The organism is Pseudomonas sp. CH235, assembly GCF_004368175.1.
GTDB classification, from domain to species: Bacteria; Pseudomonadota; Gammaproteobacteria; order Pseudomonadales; family Pseudomonadaceae; genus Aquipseudomonas; species Aquipseudomonas paraglycinae.
In genome coordinates, this window is sequence record NZ_RRZJ01000010.1 from 74,687 (window position 1) to 88,123 (window position 13,437).

A 13,437-nucleotide genomic window follows, 5' to 3' on the forward strand; every position below is an offset into this window, starting at 1 on the left:
CAGTCGTATCGTCACTTGCACGTTCGTACACAGGAAGGAGTCTGCATGGCGAGTCCCGGATTGAAAACAGCGGTCATGCTGAGTCTGCTCGCTTTATTGAGCGCCTGCGGCGAGAAAAAGGCCCCCGCCGAATACCTGCCCCGGGTCTTCGTGCAGGAGGTGAACCCCGCCAATTACGCCGCCGCCGTGACCCTCACCGGCGATGTGCAGGCCCGCGTGCAGACCGAACTGTCGTTCCGGGTCGGTGGCAAGATCATCCAGCGCATGGTCGATGTCGGTGACCGCGTCTCGGCCAAACAAGTGCTGGCCAAGCTCGATCCGAAGGATTTGCAGACCAACGTCGATTCCGCCCAGGCTCAGGTAGTGGCCGAGCAGGCGCGGGTCAAACAGAGCGCCGCCGCGTTCGTCCGCCAGCAGAAACTGTTGCCCAAGGGCTACACCAGCCAGAGCGAATACGATTCGGCGCAGGCCGCCTTGCGCAGCAGCCAGAGTGCCTTGAGCGCGGCCCAGGCGCAGCTGGCCAACGCCAAGGATCAACTGAGCTACACCTCGCTGATTGCCGATGCGCCGGGCGTCATCACCGAGCGTCAGGCCGAAGTCGGCCAAGTGGTTCAGGCCACGGCACCGATTTTCAGCCTGGCCCGGGACGGTGACCGCGACGCCGTGTTCAACGTTTACGAATCCCTGCTGGCCGAGCGGCCGGCGGAGCGTTCGATCGTCGTCAGCCTGCTCGACAACCCCGCCATCAAGACCACCGGCACCGTGCGCGAAATCACCCCGGCGGTGTCCGCGCAATCCGGCACGGTGCAGGTCAAGGTCAGCCTCGACAGCCTGCCGCAGGGGATGCAACTGGGCTCGGTGGTGAGCGCCACGGCCAAGGGCACCGGCAAGTCGGCCGTTGAATTGCCCTGGTCGGCGCTGACCAAGAACGTCAGCGATCCGGCCGTGTGGATGGTCGACGATAAAGGCGAAGCTCAGTTGCACAACGTCACCGTCAGCCGCTATCTGATCGGCAAGGTCATCATCAGCGAGGGCCTCAAGGGCGGGGAAAAAGTCATTGTCGCGGGTGGGCAGTTGCTGCATCCGGGCATGAAGGTCGAAATTGCCGAAAACACCTACAAGGATCTGCAACCGGGAGCACAGCCATGAAGCGTCTGGGGCTGTTATCCATTGGCGTGTTGCTCGCCGCCTGCTCGAAAAGCGAGCCACCGCCGGAGCCGGTACGGCCGGTGTTGTCGGTCAAGGTCGAAGCGATGAGCGAGGAAAACCTCGGGCGTTTCGCCGGCAGCATTCAGGCACGCTATGAAAGCAACACCGGTTTTCGTGTTGGCGGGCGCATTGCCAGCCGTAACGTCGACGTCGGTACCGAGGTGCAGAAGGGCACGCTGCTCGCCACCCTCGATCCGACCGACCAGCAGAACCAGTTGCGTTCGGCCCAGGGCGACCTGGCCAGGGTTCAGGCACAGCTGATCAACGCCCAGGCCAATGCCCGCCGTCAGCAAGCGCTGTTCGACCGTGGTGTCGGCGCGCAGGCGCAACTGGACATTGCCATGACGGACCTGAAAACCACCCAGGCTTCGCTGGATCAGGCGCGCGCGGCGGTCAACCAGAGCAAGGATCAACTCGATTACACCCAGCTACGCTCCGACCACAAGGCGGTGGTCACCGCGTGGAACGCCGAGACCGGGCAGGTGGTGACGGCGGGCCAGCAGGTGGTGACCCTGGCGCAACCGGACATCAAGGAAGCCGTGATCGATCTGCCGGACACCCTGGTCGATGAGATCCCGTCCGACGTGGTGTTTCTGGTGGCCGGGCAGCTCGACCCGAGCATCAACTCCACGGCCACCCTGCGCGAGATCGAACCCCAGGCACAAAGTGCGACGCGCACCCGCCGCGCACGGTTGACCCTGGCCAATACGCCCGACGGCTTTCGCCTCGGCACCGCGATCAGCGTCACCCTCAGCTCGGCGATCAAGCCGCGTATCGAATTGCCCGTCACCGCGTTGCAGGAGGTCGACGGAAAAGCGCGGATCTGGGTCATCGACACCCAGAGCAAAACCGTCAACCCGCGCGACGTCAGCGTGATCAGCCGCACCGATAGCAGCGTTGTACTTGCGGGGGGCGTGAAGAACGGCGAGCGTGTGGTCAGCGCCGGCGTCAACAGTCTCAAACCCGGACAATCCGTGAAACTTGACGAGGACAGTCAATGAAAGGCTCTTTCAATCTCTCCGAATGGGCCCTCAAGCATCAGTCTTTCGTCTGGTATCTGATGTTCGTCGCATTGCTCATGGGGGTGTTCTCCTACTTCAATCTGGGGCGCGAGGAAGACCCGTCGTTCACCATCAAGACCATGGTGATCCAGACCAAATGGCCGGGCGCGACCCAGGAAGAAACCCTCAAGCAGGTCACCGACCGCATCGAGAAAAAACTCGAAGAACTCGATTCCCTAGACTATGTGAAAAGCTACACGCGCCCCGGCGAATCGACGGTGTACGTGTACCTGCGCGACACCACCAGCGCCAAGGATATTCCGGAGATCTGGTACCAGGTGCGCAAGAAGATCGACGACATTCGCGGGCAGTTTCCTCAAGGCATTCAGGGGCCGGGATTCAACGACGAATTCGGTGACGTGTTCGGCTCGGTGTACGCCTTCACCGCCGACGGCCTGACCATGCGCCAGTTGCGCGATTATGTGGAACAGGCGCGGGCCGAGATCCGCAATGTGCCGGGGCTGGGCAAGATCGAAATGATCGGCCAGCAGGACGAAGTGATTTACCTGAACTTCTCCACCCGCAAACTCGCGGCGCTGGGCATCGATCAGCGCCAGGTGGTGCAGAGCCTGCAATCGCAGAACGCCGTGACTCCGGCCGGTGTCATCGAGGCGGGCCCGGAGCGGATTTCCGTGCGGACTTCGGGGCAGTTCGCTTCGGAGAAAGACCTGGCCGAGGTCAATCTCAAGCTCAACGACCGCTTCTATCGCCTGGCAGACGTCGCCGACATCACTCGCGGTTACACCGATCCGGCCACGCCGGAATTCCGTTTCGACGGCAAACCGGCGATCGGGCTGGCGATTGCCATGCAGAAGGGCGGCAACGTCCAGGAGTTTGGCAAGGCCCTGCACAAGCGCATCGATGAACTGACGGCGGATCTACCAGTCGGCGTCGGGGTGCACACGGTGTCGGATCAGGCCGTGGTGGTGGAGGAGGCCGTTGGCGGCTTCACCAGTGCCTTGTTCGAAGCAGTGGTGATCGTGCTGGTGGTCAGCTTCATCAGCCTCGGCGTGCGCGCCGGGCTGGTGGTGGCGTGCTCGATCCCGCTGGTGCTGGCGATGGTGTTTGTGTTCATGGAGTACAGCGGCATCACCATGCAGCGGATTTCCCTCGGTGCTCTGATCATTGCCCTCGGCCTGTTGGTGGACGATGCGATGATCACCGTGGAAATGATGGTCACGCGCCTGGAAATGGGCGAGAGCAAGGAAGAGGCCGCGACGTTCGCCTACACCTCGACCGCGTTCCCGATGCTCACCGGTACGCTGGTGACGGTCGCCGGTTTCGTCCCCATCGGGCTCAACGCCAGTTCTGCCGGCGAGTACACCTACACGCTGTTCGCGGTGATTGCCGTGGCGATGATCGTGTCCTGGATTGTGGCGGTGTTCTTCGCCCCGGTGATCGGCGTGCACATTCTCAGTACCAACGTGAAAGCCCATGAAGCCGAACCGGGGCGCGTTGGCCGCGCATTCAACGGCGGTTTGCTGTGGTGCATGCGCAATCGCTGGTGGGCCATCGGCATCACCGTGCTGTTGTTTGTGCTGGCGGTGTTCTGCATGCGGTTTGTGCAGAATCAGTTTTTCCCGTCTTCGGATCGACCGGAAATCCTGGTCGACCTCAACCTGCCGCAAAACGCCTCGATCGACGAGACCCGCAAGGCCGTCGACAAGCTCGAGGCCACGCTCAAGGGCGATGCGGACATCGTGCGCTGGAGCACCTATATCGGCCAGGGTGCGATCCGTTTCTACCTGCCACTCGACCAGCAATTGCAGAACCCGTACTACGCGCAACTGGTGATCGTCAGCAAAGACTTCGAAGCCCGCGAGGCCCTGAGTCAGCGCCTGCGCGAACGGCTGCACAAGGACTTCGTCGGCATCGGCAGTTACGTGCAGGCGCTGGAAATGGGCCCGCCGGTGGGGCGTCCGATCCAGTACCGGATCAGCGGCAAGGACATCGATCAGGTGCGCAAGCACGCCATCGACCTGGCGACTGAACTGGACAAGAACGAGCACATCGGCGAGATCATTTACGACTGGAACGAGCCAGGCAAAGTCCTGCGAATCGACATCGCCCAGGACAAGGCGCGCCAGCTCGGGCTGTCGTCCGAAGACGTGGCGAACCTGATGAACAGCATCGTCAGTGGCGCGCCGCTGACCCAGGTCAACGACGACATCTACCTGATCAATGTGGTCGGTCGCGCAGTGAGTTCGGAACGCGGTACGCCGGAAACCCTGCAGAACCTGCAGATCGTCACGCCCAACGGCACGTCGATTCCGCTGCTGGCCTTCGCCACGGTTCGTTATGAGCTGGAGCAGCCGCTGGTGTGGCGTCGTGATCGCCTTCCGACCATCACCATCAAGGCGTCGGTGCGTGACGAGATTCAGCCGACCGATCTGGTGAAACTGTTGAAGCCGTCCATCGACGCGTTCGCCGAAAAACTGCCCGTTGGCTACAAGGTCGCCACCGGCGGTACGGTCGAGGAGAGTGGCAAGGCCCAAGGGCCGATTGCGAAAGTGCTGCCGTTGATGCTGTTTTTGATGGCGACTTTCCTGATGATCCAGCTGCACAGCGTGCAGAAGCTGTTCCTGGTGGCCAGTGTCGCGCCGCTTGGGCTGATCGGCGTGGTGCTGGCGCTGGTGCCGACCGGTACGCCGATGGGCTTCGTGGCAATCCTCGGGATCCTGGCGCTGATCGGCATCATCATCCGCAACTCGGTGATCCTCGTGACCCAGATCGACGAGTTCGAGCGCAAAGGCTACGCGCCGTGGGATGCGGTGGTGGAAGCCACCGAGCACCGACGTCGCCCGATCCTGCTCACCGCCGCGGCGGCGAGCATGGGCATGATCCCGATCGCCCGGGAAGTGTTCTGGGGGCCGATGGCCTACGCGATGATCGGCGGGATCGTGATTGCGACCCTGCTGACGCTGCTGTTTCTGCCAGCGCTGTACGTGGCCTGGTACAAGATTCGCGAGCCGAAGAAGGACGCTTCGCCATCGGCACAGTGAGTACGCCTGTTACATATTTGCGAAGGGCCTGACTTACAGCGTCGGCGTATTCGGTTAACGTCCCTCCTCCTTTAGGAGAAGGGACGTCTGATGCTTACCGTTACCTGCTGGCTGCGCGCGCTATTGCTGATTGCCGGTTTATGCCTGTCGTCCCTGTCCTGGGCCGACACATTATTGGAAAACTCGTTGTGGCACGTGCAACTCGATCCGGCAACGCTGGCTGTCCGTGTCACGCCTGCAAACGATGCGACGGTGCAGGTCTCGGCGGGCGTTGCCGCACATAAGGTCAGCCACTTGATCAGGCGTGGTGATCGCATCGATTGGCAATGGGATGACGGGGCCTGGACCCTCAGCGCGAGCCTGGATCAACATGAACTGTCCTTCTCGATCACCGCGCGTGAACCCGCGGAACTGGAATTTCTTCGTCAGCCCGCCAGCGTGATGGGCAAGGGACTGATCTGGCCCCTGGCCGAGGGGCACTATGTGCCGCGTGGCGATCCGGTGTGGCAGGCATTCCTTTTGAGTCAGGGCGAATTCAATACCACTCAGGATCTGAGCCTGCCGCTGTGGGGTGTTGAGCATGACGGATTCAGCCTGCATTGGCTGATGACCAATCCCTTCAACAATCGGCTGTTGTTCAGTGCCCAAGGCGAGGCTTTGGCACTTTCCGCCCGGCATCGCTTCACCTCACTCGATCCGTCCGCACCATTGACGTTCACGCTGTTCCTCGGGGCGGACGACCCGTTGGCTGGTGCCAAACGCTACCGGCAATGGCTGATCGATAACGGTCGCTATGAAACTCTGAGCAGCAAATTCGAGAAAACGCCTCAGGCGAAGCGGCTGCTGGGTGCCAGTCATCTGTACCTTTGGGGCAACGATCTGCTGGGGGCCAAAGATGTGCGCAGTTGGCCCTTGCTGCTCGACACCTTGCGTGGCGGTGGCCCACTGGCCCGTGAGCTGAAAACGGGAATGGACCGTGAGGCGTTGCAGACTCTCGTCACCGACAGGGAGTTGAGCGGGTATCAGAAAACCGTGCTTTTACGCGGTCTCAACCGTGCCGTGAATACCCTGGCGCGCAAGACCTGGCAGGCCCGAGCGGTGCCGGACATGCAGGCTCTCGTCAACGGTTACGCTGAAGTCCGCGCGAAAGTGGCGTCCGACCTCGGTGAGGCGCTGACGCCCGAACCCGAACGCTGGGGCAGCACCTTGTCACTGGATACGATCAAGCAATTACAGAACGCCGGGCTGTCCCGTTTGTGGTTGGGACTGGGTGAAGGCTGGGAGGGTGGCCTCTGGCACCCCGAGACGATCAAGGCCGGCGTGGCGGCGGGTTATCTGATCGCGCCTTACGATTCCTATGAGACGGCGCTGAGCCGCAGCGAGAACCCTGATTGGACCACTGCACATCTGGGGGACAAGGCGAATCTCGAGTGCGCAATCGTGAAGGGCGACGGAACGTTGAAAAGCGGTTTCCAGCAATCGGGGCATTACACCGACCCCCGTTGCGTGCGACCGCTGCTTGAGCAGCGCGTCGAAGCGATTCGCGACGCCGCCGGTTTCAACAGCTGGTTTCTCGATGCCTATGCCACCGGCATGCTGTTCGACAGCTACCGTCCCGGAGCAACGATGACCCAGGCACAAAATGCCGAAGGCAACATCGGCGCATCACGCTGGATCAATGAAGTATTGAAACTGCCCACCGGTTCAGAAGATGGCAACGCAACGACCGCGCAAGGCGTGCTGTTCGCCCATGGCATGCAGACGCCAGTGATCGGTTGGGGTGACGTCGAAATGAGCAAGAACACCAAGTCCAGGTATTTTGCAGGCAAGTGGTATCCGCCGGAGCAGCCAGAGGTTTTCTTCAAACCTGTGCCGATCAAAGAGTCGTTGCGGCGTATTCACTTTGATCCGGCCAGCCGTTTGCCGCTGTACCAAGCGGTTTTTCATGGCTCGGTGATCACGTCCCACCATTGGCTGTTCGATAGCCTGAAATTGACCAACGTTCGGGCGGACAACGAGCTCGCTCAGCTTCTCTACAACGTTGCGCCGCTGTATCACCTCAGTGTCGATACGTTTGCGCAGCGATTGCCGCAGATTGCCCGTCAGGATGCGTTCTTCCGGCCTTTGCATAAACGTCTGGCAACTCAGGCGCTCACCGGTTTCGAATGGTTGAGTGCGGACCGGCTGGTTCAGCAGACATCCTTTGAAGACGGCACGCGATTGCTGGCCAATTTTGATGTGCAGGCGCGTGAGGTGCAGGGGCTGACATTGCCCGCACGGAGCATCACTGTGCGCTCGCCCGAGCAAGCGCCAGCTTACTTTCAGGTTGAGACGGGGCCCTGAGTCTCAGGTCTTGCGCCAGACACTCGCCAGCCAGGGCTGCTGCTCACGCGGCAGCCCCGCCGGCCGGTAGTAGTGCTCCAGCTCGACGAACCCGGCAGCGGTCAACAATCCGCGCCACGCTTGCAGGTCGTGATACGAGCCATAACGCGGCCCGTTCCAGCCCTCACGGTTATCCCCGCGCGGATTGGAACTGAACAACACGCCGCCCGGTTTCAATGTCTCGTGCAGCTGTTTCAAGACCCGGGGCAATTCCTGCAACGGCACATGAAACAGCACCGCATTGGCGAAGATCCCGTCGAAGCGTTCTGCCGGCAGATCCAGCTTCAAAAAGTCCTGGCACCACACTTCACAGCCACTGTCTTCCCGAGCCATCTGCGCGAATTTCTCCGCGCCGTCGAGGCCGACGGCGACGTGTCCCATCCGGGTGAATGTCTGCAAATCCCGCCCCGGCCCACAGCCGAAATCGAGGATGGAAAACGGCGCCTCACCAAGGATGTGCCGCAACAGGGCGTCGATGTTCTGGCTGACATCGTGATCGCGGGTGCCTTCACGAAAATCTTCGGCCACCGCGTTGTAGTGGCCGAGGGTGGTGGAGGTGATCTGCTCCAGATCGGTGGGGGTCTGCTTCATGGTCGGGCTGCGCTGGCAAAGGAATCTGCCGACTATACGCCATGCCATTCAGCGCTTGTTCAACCCTCGCGCCAGGCGATCACCGCCCAGCTGAATCACTGCCACCAGCGCCACCAGCAACACGATCACCGTCAGCATGATCTGGCTGTCGAAGCGCTGATAGCCGTAGCGATAGGCAATGTCGCCCAGACCGCCGGCGCCGATCGCTCCGGCCATGGCCGAGGAGTTGATCATCGTCACCAGGGTGATGGTGAAACCGCCGACGATCCCCGGCAGCGCCTCGGGCAGCAGCACATGCCAGACGATGTGCCAGCGCCGGCAGCCCATGGCTTGCGCTGCTTCGATCAGGCCGTAGTCGACTTCACGCAGGCTCACTTCGGCGATCCGCGCAAAGAACGGCGTGGCCGCGATGGTCAAGGGCACGACGGCTGCCCACACGCCGTAGGTGGTGCCGACGATCAAACGGGTGAACGGAATCAGGGCGACCATCAGGATCAGAAACGGGATCGAGCGAAACAGGTTCACGAACGCGCCCAGAGCGCGGTTCAGAAGTGGCGCTTCGTAGATCCCGCCCTTGTCGCTGGTGACCAGAATCACTGCCATCGGGATACCCGCCAGCAGTGCGATCAGCGACGACACGCCGACCATCAGAAACGTGTCGATAAAACCCTGCAGCAAGCGATCAAACCACATAACCCAGCACCTCCGTGCGTTGTGCCCACTGGCTGGCACGCTGACGCAATTGCTCGGCGTTCAGCTTTGATCCCGCCACCGCCAGCAGCAGTTGCCCGAGCGCGTGGCCCTGAATCCGTTCCACACCGCCCTGGAGCAATTTCACCCGGCCACCGAGGGCGGCGAACAGTGCGGCCAGATCCGGTTCGTCCTGCTGACTGCCGGTGAACTGCAAGCGCAGCACCACGGCCGCGTCCGCCGACAAAGGCTGTGCCTGCAAACGGCTTTGCAACTCTTCGGGCAAGGCGTGTTGCAGCGGCGCGAGCAAGGTCTGGCTGACCTCGTGCTGTGGGTTGCCGAACACTTCCCAGACCGGGCCTTGCTCGACGATGCGACCATGTTCGAGCACGACGACGCGGTCGCAGATTTCCCGGATCACCGCCATCTCGTGAGTGATCAGCACGATGGTCAGGCCAAGGCGTTTGTTGATCTCGCGCAGCAGGCCGAGGATCGACTGAGTGGTTTCCGGATCGAGGGCCGAAGTGGCTTCGTCACACAGCAGAATGTCCGGGTCATGCACCAGCGCGCGGGCGATGCCGACACGTTGTTTCTGGCCACCGGAAAGCTGCGCCGGATACGCCTTGTGCTTGGCTTGCAGGCCCACCAGTTCCAGCAGTTCGCGAACCTTTTTCTCCCGTTGTTCTTTCGGGACACCGGCGACTTTCAGTGGCAGTTCGACGTTCTGCCACACCGTTTTCGCCGACATCAGGTTGAAGTGCTGAAAAATCATGCCGATCCGCCGACGCAGAGCGACGAGGCGATCCTCGTCGTACTCGCCGATATCCACCTGATCGATCAGCACCCGGCCCGAGGTCGGTTGTTCGAGACGGTTGATGGTGCGGATCAGCGACGACTTGCCGGCGCCGCTGCGGCCGATGATGCCGAACACTTCACCGCGCTGGATCGCCAGGTCGATGCCTTGCAGGGCGGCGACCGGGCCTTGTTTGCCGTCGTAGGTTTTGCCGAGCCCGACGAAACGCACGTGGGCGCGGTTCAGTTCGGGATGCAGTTCGGTGCGTTGCGCAAGCGCGGGTGGCTCTGGAAGATCCAGTCGCCGTTGAATGGCTGCCGTCATCCTCAGCTTTCCCAACCGGCCTGGTACAGCTTGCCGTGGGCCTTGTCCAGTGCGGCGCGAACGGCCGGCGAATGCTGGTAGATGTCGACGAACTTGATCAGGCGCGGGTCGGTCTTGCTCTTCGGCTGGATCACGAACTGGATCACGTATTCCTTGTGGTCGAGGCCATCGAACAGCAGCGCGGAGCCGGCATCGAAGGTCTTCGCCAGACGGATGTAGGCCGGGTAGCCCTGGACCAGATCGGCGTCATCGTAGGCGCGCACCAGTTGCACGGCTTCGACTTGCAGGATCTTGATCTTCTTCGGATTGGCGACGATATCGTCTTCGGTAGCCTTGTAGCCGACACCCGGTTTGAGGGTGATCAGACCGGCCTTGGCCAACAGTTGCAGGCCGCGTCCGCTGTTGATCGGGTCGTTGGCGATGGCGACGCTAGCGCCTTCCGGCAGTTCGTCGAAGCTTTTGTATTTCTTCGAGTACAGGCCGACGTTGTTGATGATCCCCGGGGCGAACGGTACCAGGTCGAAACCGGAGGCGGCCTTGGCGTTTTCCAGGAACGGGATGTGCTGGAAGTAGTTCACGTCGATGTCACCGGCGGCGAGGCTGACGTTCGGTGCGATCCAGTCGGTGAACTCCACCAGCTCGACTTTCAGGCCCTGTTTGGAGGCCTCTTCGACGGCGGCTTCCAGCGGAATCGCGAAGGCGGCGGTGGTGCCGATTTTCAACGGGGCATCGGCGGCGAACACCGCCGAGCTGAACAGGCCGAAGGCCAGGGCCAGTGCTTTGACTGGGTGGGACAGGAGCTTCTTGGTCATGGTGGTTTTCCAGTCAGTGCGAGGAGGAGTGTCGGTAGTGGGCGCCGGTGTGTTGCTGCGGCAGGTGCGCTTCGCCGTGAAACAGTTTTTCCCGCAGGCTGCCGGTGTCGTACGCGGTCTTGTACGAGCCGCGCCGTTGCAGCTCCGGAATCACCAGATCGATGAAATCCACATAGCTTTCCGGGGTGACGATGCGAGTCAGGTTGAAGCCGTCGAGGCCGGTTTCGGCGATCCACGATTCCAGTTCATCCGCCACTTGCTGCGGCGAGCCGACCACGGTGATGTAGCGCCCACCCAGAGCGTGCTGGTCGAGCAACTTGCGCCGGGTCCAGTCGTTGTTCTGCAGGTTTTTGGTGGCGGACTGGATCGCGTTGCTCTTCACGTACTGGATCGGTTCGTCGATTTCGTACTGGGAAAAGTCGATGCCAGTGGACGCCGAAAAATGCGCCACGCCCGCTTCGGCGCTCGCGTAGCTCAGGTATTCGGCATGCTTGGCCCAGGCCGCTTCCTCGGTCTCGCCGACGATCACGTTGAGGCCCATGAACACCTTGATGTCCTCGGGATTGCGACCCGCTTCGACAGCGCTGGCGCGGACCTTGTCCACCTGCACCTTGGTCGACGGCTTGTTCTGGCCGCTGATGAACACGCACTCGGCATGTCGCCCGGCGAACAGCAGACCACGCTCCGAACTGCCGGCCTGGAACAGCACCGGCGTGCGCTGCGGCGACGGTTCGCACAGGTGATAACCCTCGACCTGATAGAACTCGCCCTTGTGTTCGACCTTGTGCACCTTGTCCGGCTGCGCGTAGATCCGCTGCTGTGGATCGTTGAGCACCGCACCGTTTTCCCAGCTGCCTTCCCAGAGTTTGTAGAGCACTTCGAGGTACTCGTCGGCCTGGTCGTAACGCCGGTCGTGCTCGACCTGTTCGCTCAGGCCCATGGCCTTGGCGGCGCTGTCCAGGTAACCGGTGACGATGTTCCAGCCCACCCGTCCACGGCTCAGATGATCGAGCGTCGACATGCGTCGGGCGAACAGATACGGCGGCTCGTAGGTGAGGTTGGCGGTCAGGCCGAAACCGAGGTTTTTGGTCACCGCGGACATCGCCGATACCAGCAGCAGCGGGTCGTTGACCGGCAGTTGGATCGACTCTTTCAAGGTCACGTCCACCGAGTTCTGGTAGACGTCGTACACGCCGACGATGTCGGCGATGAACAGCCCGTCGAACAGCCCGCGCTCCAGCAGTTGCGCCAGTTCGGTCCAGTATTCGATGGTCTTGTACCGGGTCGAGGTGTCGCGAGGATGCGTCCACAACCCGTGGTTGATGTGGCCGATGCAATTCATGTTGAACGCATTGAGCAGGATCTTTTTCTTGCTCATCAGATGGTCCCTCGCAGCGGAGGGTTTTCATCGTTGAGGTAGTAGTTGCCCACCGCGTGATACTTCCAGCGCACCGGGTCGTGCAGCGTATGTACCCGGGCGTTGCGCCAGTGACGGTCGAGGCCGTGCTCGATCAGGGTGGCCTGGCTGCCGGCCAGTTCGAACAGGGTGCTGCCGGCGGCCAGGGAGATTTCGGTGCTGATCGCCCGTGCTTCGGCGACGGCAATCGAAGCCGCTGCAACCGTCTCGGCGTTGGTCTCGGTCTGGGCCGCATCGAGGAATTCGCCGGCGCGTTCGAGCAGGGCTTCGGTGGCGTGCAGGCGAATGCTCAGGTGGCCGAAGCTCTTGAGGGTCAGCGGGTCTTCGGTGGCCTTGTCGTTGCCCGAATCGATCCATGGCCGGGTCTTGCTGCGCACGAAGTGCAGCGCATCTTCGTAGGCAGCGCGGGCGATGCCGGTGTCGATGGCGGCGTGAAGGATCTGCGCCAGCGGGCCGACCGGGGTCGGGCGCTCGAAAGCGCTCTGGAACGGGATGACATCTTCGGCGGCGACATACACGTCTTCGAACACCACCGAACCGCTGCCGGTGGTGCGCTGGCCGAAGCCGCTCCAGTCGTCGATCACGGTCAGGCCTTTGCTGTCGCGGGGGACGAAGGCCAGTTGCTGCACGCCGTGTTCATCGACTACCGACGTTGGAATGCGTTGGGCGTAAATCGCACCGGTCGCATAGAACTTGCGACCGTTGATGCGATAACCGCTGCCGTCACGTTCGAGGCGGGTGACCCGGTCGTGGGCGGTCCTGGTGCCCAGTTCCGCCAGGGCATTGCCGAAGCGCTGGCCGGCGAGGACTTCGGTGTACAGGCGTTGTTTCTGCTCGTGGCTGCCGTTCACCCGAAGCACTTCCAGGGCATAGAAATGGTTCTGTGGAATCTGCCCCAGCGAGCCGTCGGCCCGGGCAATCAGGGCGATGACTTTGGCCAGGGTCACGTTGGATACGCCGGCGCCGCCGTACTCCTTGGGCACGCTGATGCCCCACAGGCCGGAGCGGGAAAACACGTCGAGCTCCGGCAGCGGCAGGCGGCGTTCGCGGTCGCGCAGGTTGCTGTCACGCTGGAAATCTTCGGCTAGGTCGCTGGCGACGATCAGGGCTTGCTCGTCGCTGGTGATGAGCGCGACGGGATGGGAAAGAGTCATGT

At 62.0% G+C, this 13,437-nt stretch carries 10 protein-coding genes; 4 read left to right on the plus strand and 6 right to left on the minus strand.

From position 1 onward, the window contains the following. The first annotated feature begins 45 nt into the window (after positions 1 to 45). The 4 genes from EIY71_RS13145 (at position 46) to EIY71_RS13160 (ending at position 7,615) form a co-directional block, all read left to right on the plus strand. Positions 46 to 1,149: an efflux RND transporter periplasmic adaptor subunit gene (locus EIY71_RS13145; RefSeq protein WP_134021938.1), complete on the plus strand. Its 1,104-nt coding sequence runs from the start codon at positions 46 to 48 to the stop codon at positions 1,147 to 1,149. After that, entirely contained in the window at positions 1,146 to 2,210 is a 1,065-nt protein-coding gene (locus EIY71_RS13150) for an efflux RND transporter periplasmic adaptor subunit (protein ID WP_129973810.1), read from the plus strand. Before EIY71_RS13145 ends, EIY71_RS13150 begins: the two co-directional genes overlap by 4 nt. Continuing rightward, positions 2,207 to 5,272: an efflux RND transporter permease subunit gene (locus tag EIY71_RS13155; protein WP_129973809.1), complete on the plus strand. Its 3,066-nt coding sequence runs from the start codon at positions 2,207 to 2,209 to the stop codon at positions 5,270 to 5,272. The genes EIY71_RS13150 and EIY71_RS13155 overlap by 4 nt, the downstream gene beginning before the upstream one ends. Before the next feature lie 90 nt (positions 5,273 to 5,362). Beyond that, positions 5,363 to 7,615: a glycoside hydrolase gene (locus tag EIY71_RS13160; RefSeq protein ID WP_134021940.1), complete on the plus strand. Its 2,253-nt coding sequence runs from the start codon at positions 5,363 to 5,365 to the stop codon at positions 7,613 to 7,615. A gap of 3 nt (positions 7,616 to 7,618) precedes the next feature. Here the strand turns inward: EIY71_RS13160 and EIY71_RS13165 are convergent, their stop codons facing one another. The 6 genes from EIY71_RS13165 to EIY71_RS13190 are packed head-to-tail and all read right to left on the minus strand — an operon-like array spanning position 7,619 to position 13,435. Continuing rightward, positions 7,619 to 8,245, minus strand: coding sequence for a bifunctional 2-polyprenyl-6-hydroxyphenol methylase/3-demethylubiquinol 3-O-methyltransferase UbiG (locus EIY71_RS13165; RefSeq protein ID WP_085746324.1), 627 nt, complete (start codon positions 8,243 to 8,245; stop codon positions 7,619 to 7,621). Between the two features lie 48 nt (positions 8,246 to 8,293). Further along, positions 8,294 to 8,938, minus strand: coding sequence for a methionine ABC transporter permease (locus EIY71_RS13170; protein ID WP_085746325.1), 645 nt, complete (start codon positions 8,936 to 8,938; stop codon positions 8,294 to 8,296). After that, a complete protein-coding gene (locus EIY71_RS13175; RefSeq protein WP_085746326.1) occupies positions 8,928 to 10,052 on the minus strand; it encodes a methionine ABC transporter ATP-binding protein in 1,125 nt (374 codons plus the stop codon). The genes EIY71_RS13170 and EIY71_RS13175 overlap by 11 nt, the downstream gene beginning before the upstream one ends. 2 nt (positions 10,053 to 10,054) lie before the next feature. Further along, positions 10,055 to 10,864, minus strand: a complete 810-nt coding sequence (locus EIY71_RS13180; protein ID WP_007952748.1) for a MetQ/NlpA family ABC transporter substrate-binding protein — start codon at positions 10,862 to 10,864, stop codon at positions 10,055 to 10,057. A 13-nt stretch (positions 10,865 to 10,877) separates the two neighbouring features. Next, positions 10,878 to 12,242, minus strand: coding sequence for an LLM class flavin-dependent oxidoreductase (locus EIY71_RS13185; RefSeq protein ID WP_134021942.1), 1,365 nt, complete (start codon positions 12,240 to 12,242; stop codon positions 10,878 to 10,880). Continuing rightward, positions 12,242 to 13,435: an SfnB family sulfur acquisition oxidoreductase gene (locus tag EIY71_RS13190; RefSeq protein WP_134021944.1), complete on the minus strand. Its 1,194-nt coding sequence runs from the start codon at positions 13,433 to 13,435 to the stop codon at positions 12,242 to 12,244. Before EIY71_RS13190 ends, EIY71_RS13185 begins: the two co-directional genes overlap by 1 nt. Positions 13,436 to 13,437 lie beyond the last annotated feature (2 nt).